This is a genomic window from Enterobacter sp. BNK-18, assembly GCF_047456135.1.
Lineage (GTDB): Bacteria > Pseudomonadota > Gammaproteobacteria > Enterobacterales > Enterobacteriaceae > Enterobacter > Enterobacter ludwigii.
On the sequence record NZ_CP179899.1, the window covers coordinates 101,898 to 128,240 of the forward strand.

24 protein-coding genes are annotated in these 26,343 nt (G+C 55.8%); 20 read left to right on the forward strand and 4 right to left on the reverse strand.

Annotation, left to right across the window (positions count from 1 at the left end):
* Nucleotides 1-45 precede the first annotated feature (45 nt).
* The 6 genes from ACMGG3_RS00490 (at nt 46) to adrA (ending at nt 5,713) form a co-directional block, all read left to right on the forward strand.
* Nucleotides 46-729: an extensin family protein gene (locus ACMGG3_RS00490; protein WP_020885243.1), complete on the forward strand. Its 684-nt coding sequence runs from the start codon at nt 46-48 to the stop codon at nt 727-729.
* 169 nt (nt 730-898) lie between these two features.
* Entirely contained in the window at nt 899-2,113 is a 1,215-nt protein-coding gene (locus tag ACMGG3_RS00495) for a multidrug efflux MFS transporter (RefSeq protein WP_025204998.1), read from the forward strand.
* A gap of 209 nt (nt 2,114-2,322) precedes the next feature.
* Entirely contained in the window at nt 2,323-2,583 is a 261-nt protein-coding gene (iraP, locus tag ACMGG3_RS00500) for an anti-adapter protein IraP (RefSeq protein ID WP_014168818.1), read from the forward strand.
* Nucleotides 2,584-2,682: 99 nt separating this feature from the next.
* Nucleotides 2,683-4,098, forward strand: coding sequence for an alkaline phosphatase (gene phoA / locus ACMGG3_RS00505; protein WP_020885241.1), 1,416 nt, complete (start codon nt 2,683-2,685; stop codon nt 4,096-4,098).
* An 89-nt stretch (nt 4,099-4,187) separates the two neighbouring features.
* Nucleotides 4,188-4,508: a phosphate starvation-inducible protein PsiF gene (psiF, locus tag ACMGG3_RS00510; protein WP_014168820.1), complete on the forward strand. Its 321-nt coding sequence runs from the start codon at nt 4,188-4,190 to the stop codon at nt 4,506-4,508.
* A gap of 101 nt (nt 4,509-4,609) precedes the next feature.
* Nucleotides 4,610-5,713 (forward strand): diguanylate cyclase AdrA, encoded by a 1,104-nt coding sequence (gene adrA / locus ACMGG3_RS00515; RefSeq protein WP_414149491.1) that lies wholly within the window; start codon nt 4,610-4,612, stop codon nt 5,711-5,713.
* Nucleotides 5,714-5,729: 16 nt separating this feature from the next.
* On the opposite strand, the gene proC is transcribed toward adrA, so the two are convergent.
* Nucleotides 5,730-6,539 carry a pyrroline-5-carboxylate reductase gene (gene proC, locus ACMGG3_RS00520; RefSeq protein ID WP_020885239.1) on the reverse strand — a complete coding sequence of 270 codons (810 nt, stop codon included), beginning with the start codon at nt 6,537-6,539 and terminating at the stop codon, nt 5,730-5,732.
* 97 nt (nt 6,540-6,636) lie between these two features.
* Here proC and ACMGG3_RS00525 point away from each other — a divergent pair, with 97 nt between their 5' ends.
* From ACMGG3_RS00525 to ppnP, 5 genes are all read left to right on the forward strand, one after another.
* Nucleotides 6,637-7,095 carry a YaiI/YqxD family protein gene (locus ACMGG3_RS00525; protein WP_014168823.1) on the forward strand — a complete coding sequence of 153 codons (459 nt, stop codon included), beginning with the start codon at nt 6,637-6,639 and terminating at the stop codon, nt 7,093-7,095.
* 144 nt (nt 7,096-7,239) lie between these two features.
* Nucleotides 7,240-7,764 carry a shikimate kinase AroL gene (gene aroL, locus ACMGG3_RS00530; RefSeq protein WP_014168825.1) on the forward strand — a complete coding sequence of 175 codons (525 nt, stop codon included), beginning with the start codon at nt 7,240-7,242 and terminating at the stop codon, nt 7,762-7,764.
* Between the two features lie 44 nt (nt 7,765-7,808).
* Entirely contained in the window at nt 7,809-8,000 is a 192-nt protein-coding gene (yaiA, locus tag ACMGG3_RS00535) for a protein YaiA (RefSeq protein ID WP_013095817.1), read from the forward strand.
* Nucleotides 8,001-8,237: 237 nt separating this feature from the next.
* Nucleotides 8,238-8,915, forward strand: coding sequence for an AroM family protein (locus ACMGG3_RS00540; RefSeq protein WP_414149492.1), 678 nt, complete (start codon nt 8,238-8,240; stop codon nt 8,913-8,915).
* A 71-nt stretch (nt 8,916-8,986) separates the two neighbouring features.
* Nucleotides 8,987-9,274 (forward strand): pyrimidine/purine nucleoside phosphorylase, encoded by a 288-nt coding sequence (ppnP, locus tag ACMGG3_RS00545; protein ID WP_414149493.1) that lies wholly within the window; start codon nt 8,987-8,989, stop codon nt 9,272-9,274.
* Between the two features lie 45 nt (nt 9,275-9,319).
* On the opposite strand, the gene rdgC is transcribed toward ppnP, so the two are convergent.
* On the reverse strand, nt 9,320-10,234 hold the full coding sequence (rdgC, locus tag ACMGG3_RS00550; protein ID WP_014882739.1) for a recombination-associated protein RdgC: 915 nt from the start codon (nt 10,232-10,234) through the stop codon (nt 9,320-9,322).
* A gap of 123 nt (nt 10,235-10,357) precedes the next feature.
* Between rdgC and mak the strand changes: the two genes are divergently transcribed.
* A complete protein-coding gene (gene mak / locus ACMGG3_RS00555; protein WP_032677501.1) occupies nt 10,358-11,263 on the forward strand; it encodes a fructokinase in 906 nt (301 codons plus the stop codon).
* Between the two features lie 59 nt (nt 11,264-11,322).
* Here mak and sbcC read toward each other — a convergent pair whose 3' ends face one another.
* Both sbcC and sbcD read right to left on the reverse strand, forming a co-directional pair.
* Nucleotides 11,323-14,454 carry an exonuclease subunit SbcC gene (gene sbcC, locus ACMGG3_RS00560; protein ID WP_414149494.1) on the reverse strand — a complete coding sequence of 1,044 codons (3,132 nt, stop codon included), beginning with the start codon at nt 14,452-14,454 and terminating at the stop codon, nt 11,323-11,325.
* Nucleotides 14,451-15,656, reverse strand: coding sequence for an exonuclease subunit SbcD (gene sbcD / locus ACMGG3_RS00565; RefSeq protein ID WP_328704264.1), 1,206 nt, complete (start codon nt 15,654-15,656; stop codon nt 14,451-14,453). The genes sbcC and sbcD overlap by 4 nt, the downstream gene beginning before the upstream one ends.
* A 187-nt stretch (nt 15,657-15,843) precedes the next feature.
* On the opposite strand from sbcD, the gene phoB reads away from it, so the two are divergent.
* From phoB to ACMGG3_RS00605, 8 genes are all read left to right on the forward strand, one after another.
* Entirely contained in the window at nt 15,844-16,533 is a 690-nt protein-coding gene (phoB, locus tag ACMGG3_RS00570) for a phosphate response regulator transcription factor PhoB (RefSeq protein WP_008503265.1), read from the forward strand.
* A gap of 21 nt (nt 16,534-16,554) precedes the next feature.
* Nucleotides 16,555-17,850, forward strand: coding sequence for a phosphate regulon sensor histidine kinase PhoR (gene phoR, locus ACMGG3_RS00575; protein ID WP_014168833.1), 1,296 nt, complete (start codon nt 16,555-16,557; stop codon nt 17,848-17,850).
* 409 nt (nt 17,851-18,259) lie between these two features.
* A complete protein-coding gene (gene brnQ, locus ACMGG3_RS00580) occupies nt 18,260-19,579 on the forward strand; it encodes a branched-chain amino acid transporter carrier protein BrnQ (protein WP_014168834.1) in 1,320 nt (439 codons plus the stop codon).
* A gap of 81 nt (nt 19,580-19,660) precedes the next feature.
* Nucleotides 19,661-21,034: a proline-specific permease ProY gene (gene proY, locus ACMGG3_RS00585; protein ID WP_014168835.1), complete on the forward strand. Its 1,374-nt coding sequence runs from the start codon at nt 19,661-19,663 to the stop codon at nt 21,032-21,034.
* A gap of 153 nt (nt 21,035-21,187) precedes the next feature.
* Nucleotides 21,188-23,005: a maltodextrin glucosidase gene (gene malZ / locus ACMGG3_RS00590; protein ID WP_106503761.1), complete on the forward strand. Its 1,818-nt coding sequence runs from the start codon at nt 21,188-21,190 to the stop codon at nt 23,003-23,005.
* A 200-nt stretch (nt 23,006-23,205) separates the two neighbouring features.
* On the forward strand, nt 23,206-23,847 hold the full coding sequence (locus ACMGG3_RS00595; protein ID WP_020885231.1) for a hydrolase: 642 nt from the start codon (nt 23,206-23,208) through the stop codon (nt 23,845-23,847).
* A gap of 48 nt (nt 23,848-23,895) precedes the next feature.
* On the forward strand, nt 23,896-24,441 hold the full coding sequence (locus tag ACMGG3_RS00600; RefSeq protein WP_014168838.1) for an antibiotic biosynthesis monooxygenase: 546 nt from the start codon (nt 23,896-23,898) through the stop codon (nt 24,439-24,441).
* Nucleotides 24,442-24,462: 21 nt separating this feature from the next.
* Entirely contained in the window at nt 24,463-26,331 is a 1,869-nt protein-coding gene (locus tag ACMGG3_RS00605) for an amidohydrolase (RefSeq protein ID WP_414149495.1), read from the forward strand.
* Nucleotides 26,332-26,343: the final 12 nt, after the last annotated feature.

The following is a 26,343-nucleotide window of genomic DNA, read 5'->3' on the forward strand; positions in this document are numbered from 1 at the left end:
CGCGGCCTTCTGCCATAATGTTTTGGGGAATGTTAAGGGGGGAGCGTGAAAGGAAAAACTCTGCTGACCGTTTTCATTATTGCGGCTGTCGCAACGGTGGGGTATCGCTGGTTGCCGTCTTACTACAACCCTTTCACGCCGCTACATCTCGACGACCCGCCAGGCCGCATTACCCAGTATAAGCTTCGGAACTTAACGCCCCAGGCGTGCACGAGCCTGTTATCGCAGGCCAATCAACGCGCGCTTATCCGCACACAACCGGTCGCAGACAGCGGTGGGGAGTGTCCACTCCGTAACGTCGTCCGGGTACGTAACTTCGGTCCGGTCAGCCTGAACAGCAGTTTCCTTGCGAGCTGCCCGCTGGCGCTCAGTTCTGCCTTGTTTATCAGCCAGCAGGCCCGGCCACTCACCAGAAGCTATACGGGAAGTGAGCTGACGCGTATTGAGCATCTCGGCAGCTTTGCCTGCCGCAACATTTACCATCGCCCCGACGCGCGACGCAGTGAACATGCCACGGCAGAGGCACTGGATATCACGGCGTTTGTGCTGGCGAACGGTGAGAAGGTCACGGTACAAAACGGCTGGAAGGCGACCAAAACGCAGCCATGGCTGAAAGGCATGCTGGCGGCGAGCTGCAGCTATTACGGCAACAGCCTGGGGCCAGAGTATAACGCTGCCCATGCCAGCCACTTTCACCTGGGGATGCGCGGTTTTGGTCTCTGCCGCTGAAGCATAATATTCCGTCAGAAAATGGATGATTTGTGACTTATTTCACAAATATGATGACTGGGAAGATAAAACACCAAAGTCGGCAAGGGCGCATCTCTGGTGCGACGTCATAACGCGTAACTTGCTAATCTGTCGGCGAATTCGCCTAAAAATGAAGACTATTTCTTTTATGGAATCCTGGAAAGTAAATCTCATCTCGGTCTGGTTCGGGTGCTTCTTTACCGGGCTGGCCATCAGCCAGATATTGCCCTTCCTGCCACTGTACGTGTCGCAGCTGGGCGTTACCTCCCATGAAGCGCTCTCCATGTGGTCAGGTCTGACGTTCAGCGTCACGTTTCTGGTCTCTGCCATTGTCTCGCCGATGTGGGGCAGTCTGGCCGACCGCAAAGGGCGCAAGCTGATGCTGCTGCGCGCATCGCTGGGGATGGCGATAGCCATTCTGCTGCAGGCCTTTGCCACTAACGTATGGCAGCTCTTTTTCCTGCGAGCGGTGATGGGGCTGACGTCCGGGTATATTCCGAATGCCATGGCGCTGGTGGCCTCGCAGGTGCCCCGTGAACGCAGCGGCTGGGCGCTAAGTACGCTCTCTACTGCTCAGATAAGCGGGGTCATTGGCGGCCCGCTGCTAGGGGGCTTCCTCGCCGATCATGTGGGGTTGCGCGCGGTGTTTATCATTACGGCCATCCTGCTGGTGGTCAGTTTTCTGGTCACGCTCTTCCTCATTAAAGAGGGAGGACGCCCCGTCATCAGCAAAGCTGAACGCCTGAGCGGCAAGGCCGTCTTCGCCTCGCTGCCCTATCCGGGCCTGATGATCAGCCTGTTTGTGACCACCATGGTGATCCAGCTTTGCAACGGTTCGGTCGGCCCGATTCTGGCGCTGTTTATTAAGTCGATGGAGCCAGACAGCAATAATATTGCTTTCCTCAGCGGGATGATTGCTGCCGTCCCGGGCGTATCAGCCCTCATTTCGGCGCCACGCCTTGGAAAACTGGGCGACAGGATCGGCACGGCGCGTATCCTGATGGCCACGCTGATTTTTGCGGTGGTGCTCTTTTTCGCAATGTCGTTTGTCACTTCTCCGCTTCAGCTTGGCGTGCTGCGGTTTCTGCTGGGCTTTGCCGATGGTGCGATGTTACCCGCGGTGCAAACATTGCTGGTGAAATATTCCAGTGACCAGGTAACGGGCCGTATTTTTGGCTATAACCAGTCGTTTATGTATTTAGGTAACGTTGCCGGTCCGCTTATGGGAGCCGCTGTTTCGGCAATGGCCGGTTTCCGTTGGGTATTTGCTGCTACCGCTATTGTGGTGCTGATAAATATTATTCAACTGGCTATTGCACTGCGTCGCCGCAGACAAATGGCGGAGGCGAAGTCGGCGCGATAACCGTTTCGTAGATGTATTATATATTCTTATGGTCGCCGCATTTTTATATAACTAAATGCGGCGTTTTTTATAGAAAAACGTTTCGCTGAAAGCCGCGAGGAATCTATTTTTCCTGCCGCATCACTTTTGCATAACATAATAAATTTCTTCTCTTTGCATAATGGATTCAGAATGCTAAGTTCAGACAAAACGGATAAGGAAATAGCACCATGAAAAATCTCATTGCTGAGTTGTTGGTCAAGCTTGCACAAAAGGAAGAAGAGTCAAAAGAGTTGGTCGCCCAGGTTGAAGCGCTGGAAATTGTGGTCACCGCGCTGCTGCGACAAATGGCGAAAAACGAACAACAGACGTTGATTGAGAACGTTGAAGGCGCGCTGGAAAGCGTCAGACCCGATTCCCAGGTGCCGGTTGAGGATGCTGAAATGCTCCGCCAGTACGTAAAAAAGCTGTTAAGGCATCCTCGCAACTAAACCATCACGGAACCTGACGGCGTGTCATAGAATTGTCATGCAGGATGCCTATAGTCGCTCTGTTTTATTTTTTATGTATTTGTACATGGAGAAAATAAATTGAAACAGAGCGCACTTTTCATCGCATTACTTCCCCTGTTAATGTCACCCGCTATTTATGCCGACAATCACAATACCAGCGTGCTGGATAATCGTGCGGCCAAAGGGGATATCACCCAGCCTGGCGGCGCGCGCCGGTTGACTGAAGATCAAACCGCCGCCATTCGCGCTTCGCTGAATGAGAAACCTGCTAAAAACATTATTCTGCTGATTGGCGACGGGATGGGCGATTCCGAAATAACGGCAGCACGAAATTATGCCGAAGGCGCGGGCGGCTTTTTTAAAGGTATCGACGCACTGCCTCTCACCGGACAATATACCCATTACGCGCTGGATAAAAAAACCGGTAAACCCGATTACGTGACGGATTCTGCTGCCTCTGCCACGGCGTGGTCCACCGGTGTGAAAACCTATAATGGTGCGCTGGGTGTGGATATTCACGAAAAAGATCACCAGACCATTCTGGAGATGGCTAAAGCGGCGGGACTGGCTACCGGCAACGTCTCTACGGCTGAACTTCAGGATGCAACGCCAGCGGCGCTGGTAGCGCATGTCACCTCGCGTAAATGTTACGGCCCGTCGGTGACCAGCGAAAAATGCCCGACTAACGCGCTGGAAAAGGGCGGCAAAGGCTCGATTACGGAACAACTGTTGAACGCACGTCCTGACGTGACGCTGGGCGGCGGGGCGAAAACCTTCGCGGAAACCGCAACGGCGGGCGAATGGCAGGGCAAAACGCTGCGTGAGCAGGCGCAGGCTCGTGGCTATCAGCTGGTGAGTGATGCATCTTCTCTGGCGGCGATTACCGAAGCAAGCCAGGATAAACCGCTGCTGGGTCTTTTCTCTGATGGCAACATGCCGGTGCGCTGGGAAGGGCCAAAAGCGTCCTACCACGGCAACATTGATAAGCCTGCCGTAACCTGTACGCCAAACCCAAAACGTACCGACAGCATCCCGACGCTGGCGGCGATGACCGATAAAGCGATCTCACTGCTGAGCAAGAGTGAAAAGGGCTTCTTCCTGCAGGTGGAAGGCGCGTCTATCGATAAACAGGATCATGCGGCTAACCCGTGCGGTCAGATTGGTGAGACGGTCGATCTGGACGAAGCAGTGCAGAAGGCACTTGAGTTCGCGAAGAAAGACGGCAACACCCTGGTGGTCGTTACCGCAGACCATGCGCACGCCAGCCAGATCATCCCAGCGGATACCAAAGCACCGGGCCTGACGCAGGCGCTGAACACCAAAGATGGCGCGGTGATGGTGTTGAGCTATGGCAACTCTGAAGAAGAGTCCATGGAGCATACCGGAACCCAGCTGCGCATTGCAGCATACGGTCCGCATGCGGCAAACGTGGTAGGGCTGACCGATCAAACGGATCTGTTCTACACCATGAAAGCGGCTTTGGGGCTGAAATAATAAAAGCCCGGCGGAAATCACATCTGCCGGGTGGTTTTTTTCCTGTCACGAACCAGACTTACAGTGAATGTTCACAAAAGGATGGTGCAATGAAAACAACATTACTGGTTACTCTGCTCTCGGGTCTGTTTCTGATCTCATCGGCGAACGCGGAAGAGAAAACATTAACGCCGCAGCAGCAACGCATGACCACCTGTAATCAACAGGCGACCGCGCAGAGCCTGAAGGGTGATGCCCGTAAGACCTACATGAGCGGTTGCCTCAAAAACGGTGCCGCGAAACCGGGTGAGAAAAGCCTGACGCCGCAGCAGCAAAAAATGCGCGAGTGTAATGCGAAAGCGACCGAACAGTCCCTGAAAGGCGACGATCGCAGCAAGTTCATGAGTGCCTGTCTGAAGAAAAACGTGTAGTCCTATCGGGTGAGTGGCCCCGGCGGCTCACCCGAAATTTCATACTTTCCCCGTAAGCCCCCTCTCTATAATTTGGGAAATATTTCAGAATATTCCCAAAAATGATGAATGATGAATCTTATTACAATATAAAGCGCATTCGGGAAGAGTGGAATATGACCCTTTCTCAGGATGACCCACACCGTACCGGGATCCCGTTTGCCCGGCGAGCCCGGCTGGCGCGTGTTGTCGGACTGGCAGCGATGTTCTTCCCCCTCTCTGGCGTGCTGGTCACCTTTTCTGTATCCGGCGTCTGGTGGTTGTTCCTGGTGGGGTGGGCATTTATCTGGCCCCATTTCGCCTGGCAGTGGTCCTGCCGCTCTGCTTCTCCTCATCAGCAGGAACATTTTAATCTGAAGATTGATGCCATTATTGCCGGGCTTTGGATCGGCATGATGGGGATCAATGCGCTACCTACGGCAGCGCTGCTGATGATGGTGGGAATGAACATGATGGGGGCCGGCGGCTGTCGGCTGTTTTTTACCGGCATCATGTTAACCCTTCTGTCTTCCCTGGTGACGCTCCCCGTCGTGGGCCGGGTGGCTGTCTTTAACCCGGAGCCTCTGGCATGGGGCTTAACGCTTCCCGTGCTGGTGTTATATCCGATGCTTTTTGCCTGGCTCAGCCATCGTACTGCCATCAGGCTTGCAGAGCATAAACGGCGGCTGGAGCTGATGAGTACTCGCGACGGCATGACCGGCGTCTTTAATCGCCGGCACTGGGAAGTGCTGCTGAGAAATGAATTTGAACACTGTCGCCGCAACCACTGCACCGCCACGATTTTGCTTATCGATATCGATCATTTTAAGAATATCAATGACACCTGGGGCCACGATGTGGGTGATGAAGCGATCATTGCCCTGACGCGGCAACTGCAGCTAACGGTGCGTTCCGGGGATGCGATAGGCCGTTTTGGCGGGGATGAGTTTGCGGTGATCATGTCCCGGACGGCGGCTGACAGTGCCATCGCCGTGATGTCACGCGTACATGAGAGGCTGGAAACGCTGTCGTTACCGTGTGCGCCCAAGGAATCTCTGCGTATTAGCGTCGGTGTCGCGCCCTGGGGACCGCAGTTCGGGCACTATCGGGAGTGGTTAAAAGCGGCCGATGTGGCGCTGTATAAGGCCAAAAATGCCGGACGCGGCCGCACCGAGGTGGCCGCCTGACGTCCGGAGCAGATAATCAGGATTTACTCAGTTTCTCTGATTTTTCCATGCATTTTGTCATCGCTTCAATAACGGCCGAACGGAAGCCGCGTTCTTCCAGCACCCGCACCGCCTCGATAGTGGTTCCGCCAGGCGAGCAGACCATATCTTTCAGTTCACCCGGATGCTTACCGGTCTCCAGCACCATTTTGGCAGAGCCCATCACGGCCTGTGCAGCGAATTTATACGCCTGCGCTCGTGGCATACCGCCAAGCACCGCGGCGTCGGCCATCGCTTCTAAAAACATAAAGACATACGCAGGCGCTGAACCGCTCACTCCCACTACCGGATGGATCATGGATTCGGCAATGACTTCCGCTTCACCGAAGCAGCGGAAGATGTTCAGGACATCCGCCACGTCTTCCGACGTCACCAGCGCGTTAGGCGTGACGGAGGTCATGCCGGCGTTGACCAGTGATGGGGTATTCGGCATAGCGCGTACGATTTTACGGTCATGACCCAGCGCGCGCGCCAGCTGATCGAGCGTGACGCCCGCGGCAATCGATACGACCAGCGTCTCTTTGTTCAGGCTGGTGGTGATGTCGCTCAGCACTTTGATCATGATGTTCGGCTTGACGGCGCCAAAGACAATATCGGCTACCTGAGCCACTTCCTGGGCGCTTTCGGCTGCGTTGATCCCGTACCGATCGCGTAACGCGGCGACGTTGTCCGGTGATGGGGTGTAGACCCAAATCTGACCCGGCAGCACCTGTCCGCTGGCGATCAGGCCACCCAGGATGGCTTTGCCCATGTTACCGCAGCCGATAAACCCGATTTTCTTATCCATCACGATTCTCCGTCATTATGCGTTGTTTTCTCTGATTGATAGCTTAACAACGAAATGCAGGCGACAATAGTCGGCAGAATCATTATGGGGAGACAATATGGCGATTTGGGTTGATGCGGACGCGTGTCCGAATGTGATTAAAGAGATTTTATTCCGCGCGGCCGAGCGCGTGCAGATGCCGCTTACGCTGGTGGCGAACCAGAATATTCGCGTACCACCTTCCCGATTTATTCGCGCGTTGCGGGTTCCGGCCGGCTTTGACGTGGCGGATAACGAGATTGTGCGTCTGTGTAGCCCTGAGGATCTGGTGATCACGGCGGATATCCCGCTGGCCGCGGAAGTGATTGAAAAGGGAGCGGCGGCGCTGAACCCGAGAGGGGAGCGTTATTCGCCGGCGACCATTCGTGAAAGACTCACCATGCGTGATTTTATGGATACGCTTCGCGCCAGCGGCGTGCAGACCGGCGGGCCAGACAGCCTGTCCCAGCGCGATCGCCAGCAGTTCGCCGCAGAGCTTGATAAGTGGCTGCTCGAAGTCAAGCGTCGCACTGCGTAATGATAACCATTGTCACTTTGTGGTACAGTATGGCCTCCGCAGGGTTGTCATCCCGTACCGCTTTGCAGTAAAGTAAACGCAACATCTTCTGCAATTATTTCTTTACGCTCTTCGGCCATCCGGCATCAAGGGGAACACCTGGTTATGACCCAACCCATCTTTTTAGTTGGCCCCCGCGGCTGTGGGAAAACCACCGTTGGCCTGGAACTGGCACGCGCGTGCGATCGTCAGTTTGTTGATACCGACCACTGGCTGCAAACCGAAGCCGGGAAAAGCATCGCGGAAATCGTTGAGCAAGAGGGGTGGGGGAGCTTTCGCGCTCGTGAAACGGCCGCGCTGAAGGCGGTCACCACGCCGTCTGCTGTTATCGCAACCGGTGGCGGAATTGTTCTCGCCGAGTGTAACCGTCGCTTTATGCGCGAAAAAGGGATTGTCATCTACCTCAGCGCACCCGTTTCGGCCCTGGTAGGGCGGCTGGAAGCATTTCCGGAAGAGGGACAACGTCCTGCGCTGACCTCCCGGCCGCTCAGCGAAGAGGTGAGCGAAGTGCTGGCCGAACGCGATGCGTTATACCGCGAAGCGGCACACCACGTTGTGGATGCTTCCGCTTCACCCGAGGACGTGGTAATTCAGATTATTACCGCCCTGCGTTTGGCTTGTGCCAGCTAAGCGGCGTCTATACTTATAGCTCAGACATAAAAAAAGGATGAGCTATGCCAACCAGACCTCCCTATCCACGTGAAGCACGCATCGTTACCGTTGAAAAAGGCAATGGCGATCAAACCGTCACCTGGTATCAGCTGCGTGCCGATCACCCCAAACCAGACTCTCTGATCAGTGAACATGAAACTGAACAGGAAGCGCTGGATGCCAAACGGCGCTACGAAGATCCTGATAAGTCGTGAAAGAATTCCTAAAGGGCTAAATACCGTGCCTGAATCACACTTTTTACTCATCGCAAATGTTAAGCAGGAGTTAATATTTAGTTATTACAGGTAACTCCGTAATGGGCAGGCGATCTTTACATTTCGCGATGGGGATCACCTGCTACGCTTGGTGCTGTTTTGTTGAAAAAACGAACTGTGCAGCGTAGTGAGCCTGTACCTGTGTGAAAGATTTAGCGGTAATGGAAGGCGATGAAGATGAAGGCGACGTTGGCGATCCTCACTATTGGTGTGGTCCCTGTAAGCGAAGTGTTACCGCTCTTAACCGAGCATGTATCTGAACAACAGATAACGCATCTAAGCCTGCTGGGGAAGATGAGTCGGGAAGAGGTCATGGAAGACTACGCTGTAGAGGCGGGGGAGGATCCCCTGGCGACGTTATTAAGTGACGGTAAACTGGCGCATGTTTCGCGTCAGAAAATCGAGCGCTCGCTGCAGAGCGTAATAGAAGTGCTCGATAATCAAGGCTATGACGTTATTTTACTGATGAGTACTGCACCTGTTAAGGGACTCATCGCGCGTAATGCGATTTTGCTGGAGCCGATGCGGATCATTCCGCCGCTGGTGGCCTCCATTGTTGACGGGCATCAGGTGGGGGTCATTGTTCCCATTGAAGAGCTCATGGACAACCAGACGGCAAAATGGCACGTACTCGAAAAAATGCCTTTGTATGCGCTGGCCAATCCCTTCTGGGACAGCGAGGTTGCGCTGATTGAGGCGGGACGGGAACTGCTGGAGAGAGGGGCCGATGTGTTGATTCTGGACTGCCTTGGATTCCACCAGCACCACCGTGATTTACTGCAAAAGGCGCTGGATGTCCCGGTGCTGTTGTCCAATGTTCTGATGGCCCGGCTGGCCGCAGAGCTGTTGATCTAATGATTTTGCGTGACAGGTGATGATCATGGCCCCTATAGTGAATTTTTATCTAAAAATATAAGGGCCAGTTCATGCTTCAAAGTAACGAATACTTTTCCGGTAAAGTGAAATCCATTGGTTTTACCAGCAGCAGCACTGGCCGCGCCAGTGTCGGCGTTATGGCTGAAGGGGAATACACCTTTGGTACAGCCGAAGCTGAAGAGATGACGGTGATCAGCGGTGCGCTCAACGTCTTACTGCCGGGGGAAACAGAATGGAAAGTTTACTCTGCCGGACAAGCGTTCAACGTCCCTGGCCACAGCGAATTCCATCTGCAGGTTGCTGAACCGTCCTCTTATCTGTGCCGCTACCTGAAATAAAACGTTTTATACCCTCTCCCTGTCGGGAGAGGGTCACTGCAGGCATTACCGCTGCGCTTCGCCGCCGAGGCCTTCTACCAGATTCTGAATTAACGCTGCCAGCTCTCCGGTCATCAGGATAAAGTCCGCGTCAAAGCGCTGGGCGTAATCTTCACGATCGATATCTTCGTTCTGATCGCGCAGCTCATCGCAGAATTTCAGACGCTTCACCGAGCCGTCATCGCACATCACAAACTGAATACGCTGCTGCCAGTCGAGTGCCAGTTTGGTCACCACTTTGCCCGCTTCAATGTGTACGGCGATCTCGTCGCTCACCAGATCCTGCTTTTTCGCGCGGATCACGCCGCCATCTTCGAGCAGAGCTTTGAGCTCAGCTTCATCAAGGATCTGGAAGCCCTGGGCCGCTGTACCGCTGCGCACCCATTCGGTCAGGGTCAGTTCAATCGGCGTTTCCAGCGCCAGCGGAACGACCGGTAACGATCCGATGCTTTTGCGCAGCAGGGCCAGCGTATCTTCCGCTTTTTTGGCGCTGGCGCAGTCCACCATGATCAACCCGTTAACGGTATCGATCCACATCATTGTCTGGCTGAAACGGCTAAAGGCGCGCGGCAGCAGAGAGTGAAGAACTTCGTCTTTCAGCGAATCTTTTTCGGTTTTTTTCAGCTTGCGACCCTGTTCGGCTTCAAGCTTGAAAATTTTCGCTTCGAGCGCCTGCTTGACCACCGGCGTGGGCAGAATTTTTTCTTCTTTGCGGGCGCAGACGATGATTTGACCCGTGCTGCTGGCGTGGGTCAATGCATCGCTTTGTGAACCCATTGGAGGAACCCAACCGGTTTTTGCCATATCCTGGCTACCGCAAGGGGAAAAGCTATAAGCGGCTAACTGTTTTTCCATCTCTTCTGCACGCAGCGAAACGTCGCGGCTGAGACGGTAAACCATCAAATTTTTGAACCACAGCATGATAATTTCCACGGCCTTGTCGTTAAATCAGCGGGCATGATAACGAATTGTCGCATCGCTTGCATTGCTAATCGGGAAGCGGGCTTCTACTCTGTTGATAATCAAAATAATGAGGAGTGTCTTGTGCGTATTGGGATTGATTTGGGCGGCACCAAAACAGAAGTCATCGCACTGAGCGAGCTGGGGGAGCAACTGTTCCGCCACCGTCTGCCTACGCCGCGCGATGATTATCACCAGACTATCGAGACGATTGCCCGGCTGGTCGACATGGCTGAGCAGGCGACAGGGCAGACCGGCACCGTTGGGATGGGGATCCCGGGCTCAATCTCGCCCTATACCGGGGTGGTTAAAAACGCCAACTCCACCTGGCTCAACGGTCAGCCTTTTGATAAAGATTTAAGTCAGCGCCTGAACCGGGAAGTGCGTCTGGCAAATGACGCCAACTGTCTGGCCGTCTCCGAAGCCATTGACGGTGCCGCCGCAGGGGCCCAGACCGTTTTTGCGGTCATTATCGGGACCGGCTGTGGCGCAGGCGTGGCCCTGGGCGGGCGCGCTCATATTGGCGGCAACGGTACGGCGGGCGAGTGGGGACATAACCCCTTGCCGTGGATGGATGACGATGAACTTAAATACCGCGCCGAGGTGCCGTGCTATTGCGGCAAGCAGGGCTGTATTGAGACGTTTATCTCCGGCACCGGTTTTGCCACCGATTACCACCGCCTGAGTGGCCAGCCACTCAAGGGGAACGAAATTATGCGCCGGGTCGGGGAACACGATCCGGTGGCTGAGCTGGCTCTCAGCCGCTATGAAATGCGGCTGGCGAAATCCCTGGCGCACGTGGTGAATATCCTTGACCCTGACGTGATTGTGCTCGGCGGCGGGATGAGCAACGTCGACCGTTTATATGCCACGGTGCCGAATCTGGTGAAGCAGTGGGTCTTCGGCGGCGAGTGTGAAACCCCGATCCGCAAAGCGGTGCATGGGGACTCCAGCGGCGTGCGCGGCGCCGCGTGGCTCTGGCCACTATAGCCTTCTCCCTCTCCCTACGTGAGAGGGGCAGGATGAGGGTGCCCTCATGCAGGGCACCCTCACTCCACCGCAAACACCTTATCCAGCTTGCTATACCCCAGCCCGTTAATCTTCTTCACTTTGATCTGCACCGGGATCCGCTCTTTCATCGCCTCGACGTGGCTAATCACGCCAATGGTTTTCCCGGTGGCGTTCAGCGCGTCGAGCGCATCCAGGGCGGTATCCAGCGTTTCGCTGTCGAGCGTGCCGAAGCCTTCATCCATGAACAGCGAATCGATGCGTGTCTTGTGGCTCACCAGATCGGAAAGCGCCAGCGCCAGTGCCAGGCTAACAAGGAAGCTTTCGCCGCCGGAGAGGGTACGGGTATCGCGCACCGCGTCCGCCTGCCAGGTATCCACTACTTCGAGTTCCAGCGCATCGCTGACCTTGCGCTGCAGCAAATAGCGCCCGTGCAGGCGATTTAGCTGCTGGTTGGCAAGCCAGACCAGATTATCCAGCGTGAGCCCCTGGGCAAACTTACGGAACTTGTCACCGGTGCTGGAACCTATCAGCGAATTCAGATAGCTCCAGTCATCAGCCAGCCGCGCGGCCTCTTCAATATGCTGCATGAGCGCCTGCTGGTGCTGACGGTTATCGCTGTCCTGTTTAAGCTGCTGGCGGATTTCACCCTGATGAGTGGTGTTCTCCCGAAGCTGTTGCCCGAGTTGCTGTAGCTGCAACTGCAGGGTTGGCGCGTCGAGTTCCAGCCCTTCCGGTCGCTGCGTCTGATGGGCCTGCAGCTGCTGGTTTGCCTGTGCGAACAGCGCAGTTGCCTGCTGAAGCTGGTTTTCCAGGGTCTGCTTACGGTGTTCAAGACGGCGGATAGTCTCTTCATCAAGCAGTGCAGCCAGAAAGGCCTCCCGATCGGCGAAGCAGCTTGCGGTCAATGCGGCGGTGAAGTGCGTCGTGGCGTGCTGCAGCCGTTCGCTTTCGAGGCTTTCCTGCTGTTGCAGTGTGGCAAGCTGGCTCTGAAGAGAAACGCATTCGTCGTGCGTTGCGCGCCAGTTATCAGGAATGGCCGGTTCGGTTTCTGTGTCGTTTGTGGCGGGCAGGGTGTCGAGCAGCGGCATCAGAGCCGTCATGCGCTCCTGCATGACGCCATGCTGAGTCTGTTTTTCCTGCCACTGTGCGAACTCGGTTTCTCGTTCGTTCAGCCAGGCAGCCTCTGTGCCTTCTTCCGGGACGTTGAGTGACAGCGTAAGCAGGGTCGTTTCCAGCGCCTGGCGCGTGGCCGTCAGCTGCTGTTGATACTGACGCGCCTGCGCGTCCTGTTCATTCAGCTGTTGCTGCAGCGTCAGACGCTGGCTCAGCTGGTAAAGCTGACGCTCATACTGCTCTTGTTCGTTCATCCACGGGGCAATATCTTCCTGAATATTCAGAGTGATATTCAGGGACGCGCAAACGGATTGCCACTCTTTAGTGAGCGCTTGCTCCTCCTGAGAGAGCGTCTGAGCGTCGTCTGTCTCACGCTGGATCTGCCGGGTCAGGGCATTCACCTGGCCGAGAACTAACAATCCTTCCTCTTTAAGCGCAGCGACCTCTTTGGCTAACTGGTCGCGACGCTGCTGGTTGGCACTCAGCTCCAGCGCCTGATACGCAGTGACCGCCGGGTGCGAGGTTGAGCCGCATAGCGGGCAGGGCTGTCCCGCCTGCAGCTGCGCACGCTCTGCCTCCAGACTTTTAATCTTCTCTTCCTGTCTGCAGAGCGTTTCAAGATCCAGATAATGTTGGTTTTTCTCTTTGTACTGCTGGCGACGCAGCGTCAGCGTTTCATTGAGTTTTACCTGCTCTGTCTGGGCTTTCTGCAGGCTTTCACCGTTCTGGCGCAGACGCTGTTGCAGCGGCAGATAACGGGCCTGAAGCGACATCAGCCGCTGGCGGAAAGCCCGTGACTGAGCCTGTTGCTCCATCGCCACGCTGACCTCGTCAGCCGTGAGCGTCAGGGCGTTTTCCGGCATCTCTGCCAGCTTCTGGCGTAATTCAGCAATGCGCGTGGAAAGCGTGGCGATCTGATGTTTATCGCGATTCAGCTGTGCAAAATGGGCGCGCCAGCCTGCTATCTCCTGGCCCCACTGACGATACCGCTCGTGCTCTGCCAGCCATTGTGCCAGCGCCGTAAGGTCGGTCTGCAGTTGTGCATGGCTACGCTGGGCCGTATTACGGATACGCGAGCGCAGCGCGGTTTTTGCTTGTAAGCGAGCATTTACTTCAACAATGCGTTGCTTCGTTTGCCCCAGCCGGGTGGTTTGCTCTTGCTGGCTGTCCCACAGTGGTCGCAGCTGGGCGGCGGGGTGAGCAAGCTGGAGCGTTGCCAGCTCGGGCGCAGCCTCGGTCAGTGCCTGTTGCGCCTGTTGCTGCAAGGTGGCAACGCGTTGCTGCTCACGTATAAGCTCGTCATTGCGCGTAAGCCACTGAAAATCTTTCTGTTGATTCTGCTGTTGCGCCAGCAGCGTTTTTTCTTCGTCAGTAAGTGCCTGCAAACTTTGCTGTAACTGCTGCTGTTGCTCTTCACTCAACAATACGACGCCTGCAGCCTGTGCTTCATACACCTCAAGGGCGTTACGCGCGGCTTTGTGTTTCTCAAACACCATGGCGGAAATCTGCCCGTAGATCTCGGTTCCGGTCAGTTCTTCCAGCAGTTCGGCGCGGTCGGAAGGTCTGGCATTGAGGAAGGCGGCAAATTGCCCCTGAGAGAGCAGCATTGAGCGGGTAAAACGGCCATAATCCAGCCCGGTGAGGGCGGCCGTTTGTTCCAGTTTATCCGACACTTTGTCGGCCAGAATTTTACCGTCCTCACAGCGTACCAGCTCGACGCGTGGGGCCTGAAGATTACCGTCGGGCTGATTTCGCGCGCGGTTCTGACTCCAGAAAGCGCGATAGGCAATACCTTTGACTTCAAACTCAACTTCGGCAAGGCATTCGGCCGTGTCGCGCGTCATCAAATCGTTTTGTGCCTGGGAGACTTTCTGCAGGCGCGGCGTTTCGTGATACAGCGCCAGACAAATGGCGTCGAGCAGGGTCGTTTTCCCTGCGCCGGTAGCCCCGGTAATCGCAAACAGTCCGTTGCTGGCAAACGGCTCCGCGGTAAAATCGATTTTCCACTCACCCTTCAGTGAGTTGAGATTTTTCAGACGCAGGCTGAGGATTTTCATGCGTTTTCTTCCTCATCGTTCAGGGCATGCAGGGTGTGCGTAAACAGCTCGTTCAGCCGTGCGCGTTTCGCGTCGTCAATTTCCTCGTGGGAGAGCCGGCGTTCAAAAACCTCTTCCACCCTGAGTTCGCTGAGCGTTTCGCGCTGAGCGCCGAGCAGAATTTTCTCGCGCTGCTCGCGGCTGCGGCGCACCAGCAGCACCTCTACCGGCAGGTCTTCCGTGAGTACCTGAATTTTACGCTGCACATCATGCAGGTAGTCGCCGCTGGCGATCTCAATATCCAGCCAGACCGGCGGGTTTTGTTCCACGCCGCGCCACTGTTCAAGCTGGGCGGTGATGGCGTCCAGATCGCCTTTCAGCACCGCCAGCGGCTGGGTGACGGGCACTTCCAGCGTGTCAACGGCGCTGAGCTTGCCGTCGCTAAAGCTCACCAGATGGACACTTTTGGCTTTGCCGGTCTCATCAAAACTCAGCGAGATGGGCGAGCCGCAGTAGCGAATGTGCTCGCAGCCGCCGATAACCTGCGCCCGGTGGATATGACCGAGGGCAATATACTCCGCGGGCGGGAAGTTTTGTGCCGGGAAAGCATCCAGCGTGCCAATATAAATGTCACGCACCGCGTCGCTTTTGCTGGCCCCAACGGTGGTGAGGTGCCCGGTGGCAATCACCGGAATCGCCTGGTCGCCGCGAAGGGCACAGGCCTGGGCATGCTGCTGGTGGTAATAGTCGGTGATGGCCTGCAGCAAATGCTGCTGTTTTTCTGCGCCGGAAAGCCCCGCCTGGCTTTGGACAATATCGCGCGGGCGTAAAAATGGGATCGGACACAGTACCGCACCCGGCGTCCCGTCGCGCTTTTTCAGGATCTGCGGCGCATGTCCTGCGCTGGCCACCACGGTAGTATTGAGAAACGCCAGAATATCGCGGGATTCATTTAACGTTGCGACGGAATCATGGTTGCCGGCAACAATCACCAGATGACAGCCCGTTTGCTGCAGATTGACGACAAAACGGTTATATAACTCGCGCGCATAGCTGGGGGGCGAGCCGGTATCGAAGATGTCACCCGCCACAATAATGGCGTCCACCTCATGAGAGCGGGCCGTATCCAGCAGCCAGTTCAGGAACGCTTCGTGTTCAGCCGCCCGGCTTTTGCTGTAAAAATTTTGACCCAGATGCCAGTCAGAGGTGTGTAGTATGCGCATTGCTGATCCGTGGCGAAAAAGAGAAAGCAGGATTATAAACTGTCAGGGAACAGAAAATAACCGCTGTAATAAAACAACAGTTTGCCCTTTATAGTGGTACTGTTTTTCATAAATCTGTCATAAATCTGACGCATAATGACGCCGCATTACAAACTTGTAACTTAAATAAGATAAAACAGGGCAAAGTATGGCGAGACGTATTCTGGTCGTAGAAGATGAAGCTCCGATTCGTGAAATGGTGTGCTTCGTGCTCGAGCAAAATGGCTTCCAGCCGGTTGAGGCGGAAGATTATGACAGCGCGGTGAACCAGCTGAATGAACCCTGGCCCGATCTGATTCTGCTCGACTGGATGTTGCCTGGCGGCTCCGGGCTGCAGTTTATCAAACACCTGAAACGTGAAGCGCTAACCCGCGACATACCGGTTGTGATGCTCACGGCGCGCGGTGAAGAAGAGGATCGCGTACGCGGTCTGGAAACGGGGGCGGACGATTACATTACCAAACCGTTCTCACCGAAAGAGCTGGTTGCCCGCATTAAAGCCGTGATGCGCCGCATTTCACCGATGGCGGTGGAAGAGGTGATTGAGATGCAGGGACTGAGCCTTGACCCTACCTCACACCGCGTCATGACCGGTGAAAACCCCCTCGATATGGGGCCTACCGAATTTAAACTTCTGCATTTCTTTATGACTCACCCGGAGCGCGTATACAGCCGCGAACAGTTGCTGAATAACGTCTGGGGAACTAACGTGTATGTCGAAGACCGGACGGTTGACGTACATATCCGCCGCCTGCGAAAAGCGCTGGAACTGAGCGGCCACGATCGCATGGTGCAGACGGTCCGCGGCACGGGTTATCGTTTTTCAACCCGTTTCTGAACAATGACAGGAGTGTGACGCGTGCTGGAACGTCTGTCATGGAAAAGGCTCGTCTTTGAACTGATCTTATGCTGTATTCCGGCCTTCATTCTGGGGGCCTTTCTTGGATATTTGCCGTGGTTTCTGCTGGCGTCGGTTACCGGGCTTCTGATCTGGCATTTCTGGAACCTGCTGCGCCTCTCGTGGTGGCTGTGGGTTGACCGAAGTATGACGCCTCCGCCGGGAAGCGGAAGCTGGGAGCCGCTGCTGTACGGTCTGCACCAGATGCAGATGCGTAACAAAAAGCGGCGTCGGGAGCTGGGAAGCCTGATCAAACGCTTCCGTAGCGGCGCTGAGTCGCTGCCGGATGCTGTCATTCTGACGACCGAAGAAGGGACGATCTTCTGGTGTAACGGCCTCGCGCAACAGCTGCTGGGCCTGCGCTGGCCGGACGATAATGGCCAGAACATCCTCAACCTTCTGCGTTATCCCGAGTTCACGCTGTACCTGAAAAAGCGTGATTTTACCCGCCCCCACAACCTGAAGCTCAATAATGGGCGCCATCTGGAAATCCGTGTGATGCCTTACAGCGACCAGCAGTGGCTGATGGTTGCCCGTGATGTCACCCAGATGCACCAGCTGGAAGGGGCGCGACGCAACTTCTTTGCCAACGTCAGCCACGAATTACGCACTCCGCTGACGGTGCTTCAGGGGTACCTGGAGATGATGCAGGAGCAAACGCTGGAAGGCGCGCCGCGCGAGAAAGCGTTGCATACGATGCGTGAACAAACGCACCGTATGGAAGGGCTGGTGAAACAGCTGCTGACGCTCTCGAAAATTGAGGCCGCCCCCTCGCTGGCATTGAATGACACCATTGATGTGCCGATGATGCTGCGGGTGGTGGAGCGCGAAGCGCAGACGTTAAGCCATAAAATGCATCAGCTGACCTTCGAGGTCGACAACACGCTCAAGGTGCTTGGCAGCGAAGATGAGCTGCGCAGCGCCATTTCTAATCTGGTGTATAACGCGGTGAATCATACGCCAGCGGGGACGGATATCGTGGTGCGCTGGCAGCACACGCCAACGGGCGCTGAGTTCAGCGTAGAGGATAACGGGCCGGGGATCGCACCTGAACACATCCCGCGTCTGACCGAGCGCTTCTACCGGGTGGATAAAGCGCGCTCACGGCAGACCGGCGGCAGCGGTCTGGGGCTGGCTATTGTGAAACACGCGGTGAATCATCATGAAAGCCGTCTCGATATTCAAAGCACGCTGGGTAAGGGAACCCGCTTCAGTTTCGTTATCCCGGAACGATTAATTGCCAAAAAGATCGCCTGACGACAGGCGTGTCAGTTTACCTTTCCACGGGCCAGCGTTTGCTGGCCCGTTTGCTTTGCAGTCAAGCGAAACGCGGCTGAATATTATACGGCTGGCTGTTTTTTGTTCGCATGATTAGCCATGGGTTTTTCTTATAATTAGCGTATTGTGCTGGTCTGATTTTTGATGCTGGCATATTGTTCTGGTTTCACGATCCCATCTTGCCTTTAAACGTTATAAGCGTTTAAATTGCGCCCCAGATACTGTCATACCGACTGTATTTGCGTGGTAAATCGAAAAACTATTCTTCTCCACGCCAGGACGGGAGCATATCCCGCTGAAATTGAGCAAATTTTCCGCTGTATCGTCCCGTCAGGGATAGCGAAAATCTCAATGTTTTCAACACCACATCCACAGGCAGTAAGGTTTTATGACCCATCACTTAAAATCGCGTGACATCATCGCGCTGGGCTTTATGACATTTGCGCTGTTCGTTGGCGCAGGCAACATCATTTTCCCTCCAATGGTTGGCTTACAGGCGGGTGAACACGTCTGGACCGCTGCGTTTGGTTTCCTGATTACTGCTGTGGGTCTGCCGGTACTGACCGTCGTCGCGCTGGCGAAAGTCGGTGGTGGCGTTGATAGCCTCAGCACCCCGATTGGCAAAGTGGCCGGCATTCTGCTGGCGACCGTCTGCTATCTGGCCGTTGGCCCGCTGTTTGCGACCCCGCGTACCGCGACCGTATCCTTCGAAGTGGGGATTGCCCCGCTCACTGGCGATGGCGCGATGCCGCTCTTTATCTACAGCCTGATCTACTTCGCGATTGTGATTCTGGTTTCCCTCTATCCGGGCAAGCTGCTGGATACCGTGGGTAACTTCCTGGCTCCGCTGAAAATCGTGGCGCTGATTGTGCTGGCGGTTGCGGCCATCGTCTGGCCCGCAGGCCCGATTAGCGATGCGATGGACGCCTATAAAAACGCCGCGTTCTCCAACGGCTTTGTGAACGGCTACCTGACGATGGATACGCTGGGCGCAATGGTGTTTGGTATTGTTATCGTGAATGCCGCACGTTCCCGCGGCGTGACGGAAGCGCGTCTGCTGACTCGCTACACCATCTGGGCTGGCCTGATGGCCGGTGTGGGGCTGACGCTGCTGTATCTGGCGCTGTTCCGCCTGGGCTCAGATAGCGCCATACTGGTCGATCAAAATGCCAACGGCGCGGCGATCCTCCATGCCTACGTGCAGCACACCTTTGGTGGTGCGGGTAGCCTGCTGCTGGCGGTACTGATTTTCCTGGCGTGCCTTGTCACCGCCGTGGGGCTGACCTGCGCCTGCGCTGAGTTCTTTGCTCAGTATCTGCCGCTCTCTTACCGCACGCTGGTCTTTATCCTGGGCATCTTCTCCATGGCGGTGTCAAACCTCGGTCTGAGCCACCTGATTCAGGTCTCTATCCCGGTGCTGACGGCCATCTATCCGCCATGTATCGTGCTGGTGGTGCTGAGCTTCACCCGCCCGTGGTGGAACAACTCGTCGCGAATTATTGCGCCAGCCATGTTTATCAGCCTGATTTTTGGTATCCTTGACGGGATTAAAGCATCCGCCTTTGCGCAAATACTGCCAGCCTGGACACAGCGTCTGCCGCTGTCCGAGCAAGGCCTGGCCTGGTTGATGCCTACCGTTGTTGCACTGGTTCTGGCTATTATCTGGGATCGTGCTGCAGGGCGTCAGGTCGCATCGAACGCCCATTAATCAACGGCAACAAACTGTTTAACCACGGGGCTTAAGGCCCCGTGGTTTTTTGTTTTTTTCGAGTTGAATGGCAAGATTTAAATGGAAAGCACTAACAAACTCAAACGTGGACTCAGCACCCGCCACATTCGCTTTATGGCGCTGGGATCCGCTATCGGTACCGGTCTTTTTTATGGCTCGGCAGATGCCATTAAAATGGCCGGTCCCAGCGTTCTGCTGGCCTACATCATCGGTGGCGTGGCCGCGTATATTATCATGCGCGCCCTCGGGGAGATGTCGGTTCACAATCCGTCTGCCAGTTCGTTCTCGCGCTATGCGCAGGAAAACTTAGGCCCGCTGGCGGGCTTCATCACCGGATGGACCTACTGCTTCGAAATTCTGATTGTGGCTATTGCCGACGTTACCGCCTTTGGCATCTACATGGGCGTCTGGTTCCCCGCGGTTCCGCACTGGATCTGGGTGCTGAGCGTGGTCCTGATCATCTGTGCCGTCAACCTGATGAGCGTGAAGGTGTTCGGTGAACTGGAGTTCTGGTTCTCCTTCTTCAAAGTTGCCACCATCATCATCATGATTATCGCGGGCTTCGGGATCATCATCTGGGGTATCGGCAACGGCGGTCAGCCAACGGGGATCCATAACCTCTGGAGCAACGGCGGCTTCTTCAGCAACGGCTGGCTCGGTATGGTGATGTCGCTGCAGATGGTCATGTTTGCCTACGGCGGGATCGAGATTATCGGCATTACCGCCGGGGAAGCGAAAGATCCGGAGAAATCCATTCCGCGCGCCATCAACTCAGTGCCAATGCGTATTCTGGTGTTCTATGTGGGGACGCTGTTCGTCATTATGTCCATCTACCCGTGGAACCAGGTGGGCACTAACGGCAGCCCGTTTGTGCTGACCTTCCAGCATATGGGCATCGCGTTTGCCGCCAGCATCCTGAACTTTGTGGTGCTGACCGCCTCGCTTTCGGCAATCAACAGTGACGTCTTTGGCGTGGGCCGCATGCTGCACGGAATGGCGGAGCAGGGCAGTGCGCCTAAGGTGTTTGCCAAAACCTCTCGTCGCGGCACGCCGTGGGTGACGGTAATGGTAATGACCGTAGCCCTGCTGCTGTCGGTCTACCTGAACTACATCATGCCGGAGAATGTGTTCCTGGTGATTGCGTCGCTGGCGACCTTCGCGACCGTGTGGGTGTGGATCATGATCCTGTTGTCGCAGATTGCGTTCCGTCGCCGTCTGTCACCGGAAGAGGCGAAAGCGCTGAAGTTCAAAGTGCCGGGTGGGGTGGTGACAACCGCTGTCGGTCTGGTCTTCCTGGTCTTTATCATCGCCCTGATTGGCTATCATCCGGATACCCGTATCTCCCTTTATGTGGGCTGCGCGTGGATCGTCCTGCTGCTGCTGGGCTGGATGTTTAAATGCCGCCGAGACCGTCAGCTGGCGCAGGCACAGTAATCTTCCCTCTCCCCGCAGAGGGACTGGAAGGAGGCATCCGCTCACGCTGATGCCTCCTCCCCCGTCCTCCTCCCTCAATAAACCTCGTCATGATGAGCTAACCTTAACCACCCTGTGGCAAGGTGACGTCAATTTCATCAAAGGGGATTCGTGATGTTAAACGCCTGGCACCTTCCGGTTGCCCCATTTGTTAAGCAAAACAAAGACAACCTTGTGATTACGCTCTGGCTGGCGGGGGAAAATCAGCCTGAACGCGTGACGCTACGCGCCGAAATTGATAACGAAGAGACCGCGCTGAAAATGCATAAGCAGCGCAGCCAGCCGCAGCCCGGGATCACGGCGTGGCGGGCAAACATCGATTTAACCCGTGGACAGCCGCGTCGTCGCTACAGTTTTAAACTGCTGTGGAATAACCGCCAGCTGTGGTTTACCCCGCAGGGGTTTAGCCGTTTTCCGCCGGCCCGGCTGGAGCAATTTGCCGTCGATTACCCGGACAATGGCCCGCAATGGGTTAACGATCAGGTGTTTTACCAGATTTTCCCGGACCGCTTTGCCCGCAGCGAAAAGCGCACTGCAGACCAGGACAAGGTTTATTACCACCACGCAGCAGGTCACGACATTATCCTCAAAGCATGGGATGAACCGCTGACCGCGCAGGCGGGTGGCTCGACGTTTTACGGTGGCGATCTCGACGGGATCAGCGAAAAACTCCCGTACCTGAAAAAACTGGGCGTGACGGCGCTGTACCTTAACCCGGTGTTTAAAGCCCCGAGCGTGCATAAATACGACACCGAAGATTATCGTCATGTTGATGAGCAGTTTGGCGGCGATGCGGCGCTGCTGCGCCTGCGACAGAACACTAAAAACGAAGGGATGCGCCTGATTCTGGACGGCGTGTTCAACCACAGCGGGGATTCGCACGCGTGGTTTGACCGTCATAACCAGTCGATGAGCGGGGCATGCCATAACCCGGATTCGCCGCAGCGTAACTGGTACAGCTTTAATGAAGAGGGCTACGCGCTGGACTGGCTGGGCTACCCAAGCCTGCCGAAGCTGGATTTCCAGTCGCCTTCTCTGGTCAACGAAATCTACGGCGGTGAAGACAGCGTTGTCCGCCACTGGCTTAAGGCGCCATGGAACATGGACGGCTGGCGTCTTGACGTGGTGCATATGCTGGGTGAAGCGGGCGGAGCGCGTAATAACCTTCAGCACGTTGCAGGTATCACCCGCTCAGCGAAAGCCGCGCAGCCGGAGGCCTTTGTCTTTGGCGAGCATTTTGGCGATGCACGCCAGTGGTTGCAAGCCGATGCAGAAGATTCGGCCATGAACTACCGCGGTTTTACCTTCCCGCTATGGGGATTTCTGGCGAACACCGATATCTCTTACGATCCGCAGCATATCGACGCCGAAACCTGTATGGCATGGATGGATAACTACCGCGCCAGCCTGTCGCATCAGCAGCAGTTGCGGATGTTTAACCAGCTGGACAGCCACGATACCGCACGTTTTAAATCCCTGCTTGGCAAGGATGTGGCACGTCTGCCGCTGGCCGTTACCTGGCTCTTCACCTGGCCTGGCGTGCCGTGCATTTACTACGGTGATGAGGTGGGGCTGGAGGGGAACAACGATCCCTTCTGCCGCAAAACCTTCCCCTGGGATCCGGCGAAGCAGGACAAGGCGCTGCTCACCCTGTACCAGCGTCTGGCTAAGCTTCGTAAACAGAACCAGGCGTTGCGTTACGGTGGCTGTCAGGTGGTGTATGCCCACGATAACGTGGTGGTGTTTGCCCGCGTCTACAACCAGCAACGCGTGCTGGTCGCCATCAACCGCGGAGAAGCCTGTGAAGTGGTGCTGGATGACTCTCCGTTGCTGCACGTGAAGGCGTGGCAACGCAAAGAGGGTAAAGGCACGATTCAGGAAGGCATTCTCTCCCTACCGGCCATTTCCGCCTCCGTCTGGTTCGGAAATTAATCGTCATCAGCAACCGGTTTATTTCCCGGTTGCTGAAAATTCCCCTAAGTTGTTCGGTTAATTTCAACAGAGGGGACAAATATCTTTACTATCCGCCCAATCAATTCTCGCTATACTCAAATTGCTTTATCAGTCAGGGCCCTTTCTCATATAGCATACCAAAACGTTGGCTTTTAACACATTGATTAAAAGGTACTTTTATGTCTATTCGTGAACTGATTGACCCGTCCAATTCCGTACTGATTTTTATCGATCACCAACCGCAAATGTCTTTTGGCGTGGCAAATATTGACCGTCAGTTATTAAAGAATAATACGGTGGCTCTGGCAAAAGCAGGCAAAATTTTTGATGTTCCGGTTATCTACACCTCTGTCGAAACAAAAAGCTTTAGCGGATACATCTGGCCAGAATTGCTGGCGGTTCACCCGGAGGTTAAACCGATTGAACGTACCTCTATGAACTCCTGGGAAGACGATGCGTTTGTTGCGGCAGTGAAAGCAACGGGCCGCAAGAAACTTATCATCTCAGCCCTGTGGACCGAAGTTTGCCTGACCTTCCCGGCGCTGATGGCTCTGGATGAAGGGTTTGAAGTTTATGTAGTGACCGATACTTCCGGCGGTACCTCCGTAGATGCCCATGAACGTGCGATTGACCGTATGGTTCAAGCGGGCGCGGTTCCTGTGACCTGGCAGCAGGTGCTGCTTGAGTATCAGCGCGACTGGTCTCGCAAAGGCACTTACGACGCGGTCATGGACCTGGTCCGTGAGCACAGCGGTGCTTATGGCATGGGCGTTGACTATGCCTACACCCTCGTTCACGGCGCGCCAGAACGCAAAGCGTAAACCTTTCAGGGCGGGGTTCTCCCGCCCATTAATGACCTGGAAACTATTATGGCGCACACATCGCACGTCACGCTGGTGATCACCCACACCTTGCTGCCGGGTCAGGCTGAGCGATACGAACAGTGGCTGGGTAAGATCATGCCCATCGCGGCGGAATTTCCGGGGCATCTTGGCGCGAACGTCATCCGCCCGACCGACGGACAACATCTGTGGACGGTGATAATCCGTTTCGACACCCTCGAACACCTTTCTGCATGGACCCAGTCCGATACCCGTAATGCGCTGGTAAAAGAGATTGAACCGCTGCTGGCGGAAGGCGATAAAACCGAAGTGCGTACCGAGGCGGCGTTCTGGTTTACTCCACCGGAGCCTCATGTGCGTAAGCCTAAACAGTGGAAACAGTTTCTCATTACCCTGCTGGTTATCTTCCCCAGTACTAACCTGGTGCCGCTGGTGACCGGTGCGTTGCTTCCTGGCCTGAAAGGTACGTTGTTGCTGCATCTGATTAACGATGCCTGTGTGGTCGCGCTGGTGGTCTGGCTGTGGATGCCCATCGTGACCCGTCTGTTTGCCGGATGGCTCAAAAAAGCCTGATTCGGCTGAAAGGAGTACGTTATGTCTCAAACTGCCACACTGATCTTAACCAAAGGTAAGATCCATACCCTCGATCGCGAAAACCCGCTCACGGAAGCGGTGGCTATTGCTAACGGCAAGATCCTGGCGACGGGCAACCACGATCGCATTATGAGCTATGCGACGCAGGGAACGCAGATTGTCGATCTGAAGGGAAGTACGGTGATCCCCGGGCTTAACGATTCGCACCTGCACCTGATCCGCGGCGGGCTGAACTACAACCTCGAGCTGCGCTGGGAAGGCGTACCGTCGCTGGCGGATGCGCTAAGGATGTTGAAAGATCAGGCCGATCGTACACCTTCACCTCAGTGGGTTCGGGTGGTGGGCGGCTGGAGCGAGTTTCAGTTCGCCGAACGCCGGATGCCGACCATCGAAGAGCTTAACGAGGCGGCACCGGATACGCCAGTGTTTGTCCTGCACCTCTACGATCGTGCCCTGCTTAACCGCGCCGCGTTGAAAGCTGTCGGCTACACCAAAGAGACGCCAAACCCGCCGGGCGGGGAGATTGTGCGTGATAACCACGGCAACCCGACCGGGCTGCTGATCGCTAAACCTAACGCGATGATCCTCTACGCCACGCTGGCAAAAGGACCGAAACTCCCCATGGAGCAGCAGGTTAACTCCACGCGCCAGTTTATGCGTGAGCTTAACCGTCTGGGGCTGACCAGCGCCATTGATGCCGGCGGCGGCTTCCAGAACTACCCGGAAGATTACGAGGTGATTGCCGAACTGCACGCCAAAGAGCAGATGACGGTGCGTATTGCCTACAACCTCTTCACTCAGCGCCCTAAACAGGAGCTGGAGGATTTTGAGCGCTGGACCGATATGCTCAAACCGGGGCAGGGCACAGACTTTTATCGTGCGAACGGGGCAGGAGAGATGCTGGTCTTCTCGGCGGCGGATTTTGAAGATTTCCTCCAGCCCCGCCCGGATCTGCCGCAAGGGATGGAAGACGAGCTGGAACGCGTGGTGCGCCACCTGGTGGAAAACCGCTGGCCGTTCCGGCTGCATGCCACCTATGACGAATCCATCAGCCGGATGCTGGATGTCTTTGAGAAGGTGAACCGTGAGATTCCGTTTAACGGCCTGCACTGGTTCTTTGACCATGCGGAGACCATTACCGAGCGTAATATCGAGCGCGTCAAAGCGTTGGGGGGCGGTATTGCGGTACAGCACCGTATGGCGTTCCAGGGCGAATATTTCGTCGACCGCTACGGCAAAGAGGCGGTGAAACACACGCCGCCGGTGGCGAAAATGCTGGAACTGGACGTGCCGGTTGGGTTAGGAACCGACGCAACCCGTGTGGCGAGCTATAACCCGTGGACGGCGCTCTACTGGCTGGTCTCCGGGCGAACCGTCGGCGGCCTGGCGATGTATGACGACAATAACCGCCTGCCGCGTGAGGTAGCGCTGGAGCTGTGGACCGCAGGCAGCGCGTGGTTTTCCAGCGAGCAGGGTAAAAAAGGCCGTCTGGTTGAAGGGCAGCTTGCGGATCTGGTGGTGCTGTCGAAAGATTACTTCAGCGTGGCGGAAGAGGAGATCAAGGGCATTGAATCGGTGCTGACCGTTGTGGATGGCAAGGTCGTGTATGCCGCCGGTCATTTCAGTCCGCTGTCACCGCCGCCGATCCCGGTTGTGCCGTCGTGGTCACCGGTCGTGAAAGTCCCGGGGCATTACCGCTCTGCGCCGCCTGCAGCCAGCAAAGTGGGGGCGGTGGTACAGATGCACCAGTGCATTGGTAGCTGCGGAGTGCATGGCCATGCGCACGGCATTGCGCGGCAATCGGATATCCCGGTATCTGATGACCAGGCATTCTGGGGCGTGCTGGGGTGTTCGTGCTTCGCGTTTTAACATGTGAAGAGT

Excerpts from the sequence above, each read along its gene's own strand:
- ACMGG3_RS00495 (WP_025204998.1), top strand. The coding sequence starts at position 899 with ATGGAATCCTGGAAAGTAAATCTCATCTCGGTCTGGTTCGGGTGCTTC.
- iraP (WP_014168818.1), top strand. The coding sequence starts at position 2,323 with ATGAAAAATCTCATTGCTGAGTTGTTGGTCAAGCTTGCACAAAAGGAA.
- psiF (WP_014168820.1), top strand. The coding sequence starts at position 4,188 with ATGAAAACAACATTACTGGTTACTCTGCTCTCGGGTCTGTTTCTGATC.
- adrA (WP_414149491.1), top strand. The coding sequence starts at position 4,610 with ATGATGAATGATGAATCTTATTACAATATAAAGCGCATTCGGGAAGAG.
- proC (WP_020885239.1), bottom strand. The coding sequence starts at position 6,539 with ATGGATAAGAAAATCGGGTTTATCGGCTGCGGTAACATGGGCAAAGCC.
- ACMGG3_RS00525 (WP_014168823.1), top strand. The coding sequence starts at position 6,637 with ATGGCGATTTGGGTTGATGCGGACGCGTGTCCGAATGTGATTAAAGAG.
- aroL (WP_014168825.1), top strand. The coding sequence starts at position 7,240 with ATGACCCAACCCATCTTTTTAGTTGGCCCCCGCGGCTGTGGGAAAACC.
- yaiA (WP_013095817.1), top strand. The coding sequence starts at position 7,809 with ATGCCAACCAGACCTCCCTATCCACGTGAAGCACGCATCGTTACCGTT.
- ACMGG3_RS00540 (WP_414149492.1), top strand. The coding sequence starts at position 8,238 with ATGAAGGCGACGTTGGCGATCCTCACTATTGGTGTGGTCCCTGTAAGC.
- ppnP (WP_414149493.1), top strand. The coding sequence starts at position 8,987 with ATGCTTCAAAGTAACGAATACTTTTCCGGTAAAGTGAAATCCATTGGT.
- rdgC (WP_014882739.1), bottom strand. The coding sequence starts at position 10,234 with ATGCTGTGGTTCAAAAATTTGATGGTTTACCGTCTCAGCCGCGACGTT.
- sbcC (WP_414149494.1), bottom strand. The coding sequence starts at position 14,454 with ATGAAAATCCTCAGCCTGCGTCTGAAAAATCTCAACTCACTGAAGGGT.
- sbcD (WP_328704264.1), bottom strand. The coding sequence starts at position 15,656 with ATGCGCATACTACACACCTCTGACTGGCATCTGGGTCAAAATTTTTAC.
- phoB (WP_008503265.1), top strand. The coding sequence starts at position 15,844 with ATGGCGAGACGTATTCTGGTCGTAGAAGATGAAGCTCCGATTCGTGAA.
- brnQ (WP_014168834.1), top strand. The coding sequence starts at position 18,260 with ATGACCCATCACTTAAAATCGCGTGACATCATCGCGCTGGGCTTTATG.
- proY (WP_014168835.1), top strand. The coding sequence starts at position 19,661 with ATGGAAAGCACTAACAAACTCAAACGTGGACTCAGCACCCGCCACATT.
- malZ (WP_106503761.1), top strand. The coding sequence starts at position 21,188 with ATGTTAAACGCCTGGCACCTTCCGGTTGCCCCATTTGTTAAGCAAAAC.
- ACMGG3_RS00595 (WP_020885231.1), top strand. The coding sequence starts at position 23,206 with ATGTCTATTCGTGAACTGATTGACCCGTCCAATTCCGTACTGATTTTT.
- ACMGG3_RS00600 (WP_014168838.1), top strand. The coding sequence starts at position 23,896 with ATGGCGCACACATCGCACGTCACGCTGGTGATCACCCACACCTTGCTG.
- ACMGG3_RS00605 (WP_414149495.1), top strand. The coding sequence starts at position 24,463 with ATGTCTCAAACTGCCACACTGATCTTAACCAAAGGTAAGATCCATACC.